This is a genomic window from Pseudomonas avellanae BPIC 631 (assembly GCF_000444135.1).
GTDB classification, from domain to species: Bacteria; Pseudomonadota; Gammaproteobacteria; order Pseudomonadales; family Pseudomonadaceae; genus Aquipseudomonas; species Aquipseudomonas avellanae.
Map to the genome: position 1 here is coordinate 1 of NZ_ATDK01000288.1, position 4,064 is coordinate 4,064.

A 4,064-nucleotide genomic window follows, 5' to 3' on the forward strand; every position below is an offset into this window, starting at 1 on the left:
CTTCGGCCAGAATCAAAAGCCAGCTCGTCTGGGTTTGGGTGGGAGCGGACTTGTCCGCGAAGGCTATGCCGTGAGCGATAAATCTTCTGCGAATGTACCGGCCCCTTCGCGAACAAGTTCGCTCCCACGGCCTTCGGCCAGAATCAAAAGCGGGACTGTGTATAACGACGGGCTGCCGCTCCCTACACCTTCTTGTACAACTGGCTGCCCTCCTGCTTGAAGCGCTCGGCCTGTTCGGCAAGACCCTTGGCGACGTCGACGTCCACTGCTTCAATCCGCTGATTGGCAGCGTATTCGCGTACTTCCTGGGTGATTTTCATCGAGCAGAATTTCGGTCCGCACATGGAGCAGAAGTGCGCGACCTTTGCCGAATCCTTGGGCAGGGTTTCGTCGTGGTACGAGCGCGCGGTGTCCGGGTCCAGGCCGAGGTTGAACTGGTCCTCCCAACGAAACTCGAAGCGCGCTTTGCTCAACGCATTGTCACGAATCTGCGCGCCCGGATGTCCTTTGGCCAGGTCCGCCGCGTGAGCTGCGATCTTGTAGGTGATGATGCCGGTCTTCACGTCATCCTTGTTCGGCAGCCCCAAGTGCTCCTTGGGCGTGACGTAACACAGCATGGCGCAGCCGAACCAGCCGATCATCGCCGCGCCGATGCCCGACGTGATGTGGTCATAACCCGGTGCAATATCAGTGGTCAGCGGGCCGAGGGTGTAGAACGGCGCTTCGTCGCAGCACTCGAGCTGCTTGTCCATGTTCTCCTTGATCAACTGCATCGGCACATGGCCGGGGCCCTCGATCATGGTCTGCACGTCGTGTTTCCAGGCAATCTTGGTCAGTTCGCCAAGAGTTTCCAGCTCACCGAATTGCGCCGCATCGTTGGCGTCGGCAATCGAGCCCGGACGCAGGCCATCGCCCAGCGAGAAGCTGACGTCGTAGGCCTTCATGATTTCGCAGATGTCTTCGAAATGCGTGTACAGGAAGTTTTCCTGGTGATGCGCCAGGCACCACTTGGCCATGATCGAACCGCCACGGCTGACAATCCCGGTCACGCGCTTGGCGGTCAGCGGTACGTAACGCAGCAGCACACCGGCGTGAATGGTGAAGTAATCGACGCCCTGCTCGGCCTGTTCGATCAACGTGTCGCGGAACAGCTCCCAGGTCAGGTCCTCGGCCGCGCCGCCGACTTTTTCCAGCGCCTGATAGATCGGCACCGTACCGATCGGCACGGGCGAGTTGCGGATGATCCACTCGCGGGTTTCGTGAATGTGCTTGCCGGTGGACAGGTCCATGACCGTGTCCGAACCCCAGCGGATGCCCCAGGTCAGTTTGGCGACTTCTTCTTCGATGGAAGAACCCAGCGCACTGTTGCCGATGTTGCCGTTGATCTTCACCAGGAAGTTACGGCCGATGATCATCGGTTCCAGCTCGACGTGGTTGATGTTGGCCGGGATGATGGCGCGGCCACGGGCGATCTCTTCACGCACGAACTCGGCGGTGATCTCCTTCGGAACGCTCGCCCCGAAGCTGTGCCCGGCGTGCTGCTGGGTCAGCAGGCCGGCGGCGCGGGCTTCCTGAAGTTTCATGTTCTCGCGGATGGCAACGTATTCCATCTCGGCAGTAATGATCCCCTGACGTGCATAGTGCATCTGGCTGACGTTGGCGCCCGCCTTGGCGCGGCGCGGATTGCGCACATGGGCAAAGCGCAGCGCGGTCAGTTCGGCGTCGCTCAGGCGTTGTTGGCCGAAGTGGGAACTCAAGCCCGGCAGGCGCTCGGTGTCATTGCGCGAGTCGATCCACGGCGAGCGAACATCCGCCAAGCCTTTGCGCACATCGATGATCACGTTGGGGTCGGTGTACGGGCCGGAGGTATCATAGACGGTAACAGGCGCGTTGATTTCACCGCCGAAGTCAGTCGGTGTGACATCCAGAGTGACTTCGCGCATCGGCACGCGGATGTCCGGGCGCGAGCCCTGAACGTAGATTTTCTGCGAACGGGTAAACGGCTGTACCGATCCGGAATCGACTTGTGCCGACTCGCTCAAATGGGCTGCGTTTTTTGGTTTTGTACTCATCACGGGCTCTCCAGACATCCGGTTGCGGATTTATTGTCGGAGTGACCTGATCATGACGGACGGATGCACCAGTGCTGGTGCTGAGCATCGAAAGAAGGCGAAACTGTTCATTATTTGAACAATCGACCCCGGACGACACTCAAGAGGACTCGCCGGGAGACGAGAAATCTTGTTCCCTACGCAGGCGCTAACCTGATCAGGTTCAACGGGATCCGGTTTAACCGATCTCAGCCTCATAGCAAGGCACCCCGACAAGAACGCGGCCAGTCTATGCCGGGGCGCGATCGTAATGCCAGCCTATTTGCAAGAGGCTCGATAAATGGCGCAAATCGCCGATTGTTGCTGAAAGCGTCTGGCTCTACACTCGCTAACCCGGTTTCTCTCCGAACTGTGACTACTTTCTTCATGAACAGGGAATGCCTCATGTTGCGCAAACTTTCGTTGGTCGTGGCTGTTTCGTTGGCGTCCAGCGTACTGACCTGGGCTGCCGACTTGCCGCTGCCAACCAAGACCGGTCTGTTGAATGTTTACCAGCAGGCGGTGGACAACAACGCCGATCTCGCGGCCTCGCGTGCCGATTACGATGCCCGCAAGGAAGCCGTACCGCAGGCCCGTGCCGGCCTGCTGCCGAATATTTCCGGCAGCGTCCAGAACACCAACACCCGCACGAGCATCGACCGCCCCAGCGCCGTGGCGACTCGCAGCGGCACGGTTTATCAGGCTACCCTGAGCCAGCCGATCTTTCGCGCCGACCGTTGGTTCCAGTTGCAGGCTGCCGAAGCGGTCAACGAACAGGCCGCGCTGGAACTGTCTGCCACCGAGCAGAACCTGATCCTGCAATCGGCGCAGAGCTATTTCAGTGTATTGCGCGCGCAGGACAATCTGGCCTCGACCAAGGCTGAGGAAGCGGCGTTCAAACGCCAACTGGATCAAGCCAACGAGCGCTTCGATGTCGGCCTGTCGGACAAGACCGATGTGCTGCAAGCCCAGGCCAGCTACGACACCTCGCGCGCCAGCCGGCTGATCGCCAAACGCCAGGTGGACGATGCCTTTCAGGCACTGGTGACCCTGACCAATCGCGAATACAACTCCATCGAAGGCATCGTGCACACCTTGCCGGTGCTCGCGCCAACGCCCAACGACGCCAAAGCCTGGGTGGACACCGCCGCCCAGCAGAACCTCAACCTGCTGGCCAGCAATTACGCCGTCAGCGCTGCCGAAGAGACCCTGCGCCAGCGCAAGGCCGGGCACGCGCCGACCCTCGATGCCGTGGCGACTTACCAGCGTGGCGACAACGATGCATTGGGTTTCAACAACCCCAACTACACCGGGCAGAATTACGGCGGCGACGTCGAGCAGCGCAGCATTGGCGTACAGTTGAATATACCGATTTACAGCGGCGGCCTGACCAGCTCACAGGTGCGTGAGGCTTATTCGCGCCTGAGCCAGAGCGAGCAGCGCCGCGAAAGCCTGCGTCGTCAGGTGGTGGAAAACACCCGCAACCTGCACCGTGCGGTGAACACCGACGTGGAGCAGGTTCAGGCGCGTAAACAGTCGATCATCTCCAACCAGAGTGCGCTGGAAGCCACAGAAATCGGCTATCAGGTCGGCACCCGCAACATCGTCGATGTGCTTGATGCCCAGCGTCAGTTGTATGCCTCGGTGCGTGACTACAACAACACGCGCTATGACTACATCCTCGACAACCTGCGCCTCAAGCAGGCCGCTGGCACACTGAACCCGGGCGACTTGCAGGACCTGTCACGCTACCTCAAACCGGACTACAACCCGGACAAGGACTTCCTGCCACCGGATTTGGCGACTGCAGCGCAGAAGAATTTCGAGCGGCCTGCACAGCGCTGAGGTTGCTGGCCGCTCTGGACGCCTTGCGTCCGACTTCAAGTCATGCAGCGCGGCACAGATTTGTGACGCCGAGCGTCACCCAAGGCATTCCCACGCTGGAGCGTGAGGAACGATAATCTCAACTATCGT

General features: G+C 60.1%; 2 protein-coding genes and 1 riboswitch. Of the genes, one reads left to right on the forward strand and one right to left on the reverse strand.

All coding sequences use genetic code 11. The annotated features are described in order from the left end of the window. Positions 1-182 precede the first annotated feature (182 nt). A complete protein-coding gene (gene thiC / locus DW49_RS0117420; protein WP_024420701.1) occupies positions 183-2,072 on the reverse strand; it encodes a phosphomethylpyrimidine synthase ThiC in 1,890 nt (629 codons plus the stop codon). Between the two features lie 156 nt (positions 2,073-2,228). Further along, positions 2,229-2,333: riboswitch (TPP riboswitch) on the reverse strand. A gap of 162 nt (positions 2,334-2,495) precedes the next feature. Here thiC and DW49_RS0117425 point away from each other — a divergent pair. Continuing rightward, positions 2,496-3,935: a TolC family outer membrane protein gene (locus DW49_RS0117425; protein WP_005620911.1), complete on the forward strand. Its 1,440-nt coding sequence runs from the start codon at positions 2,496-2,498 to the stop codon at positions 3,933-3,935. Positions 3,936-4,064: the final 129 nt, after the last annotated feature.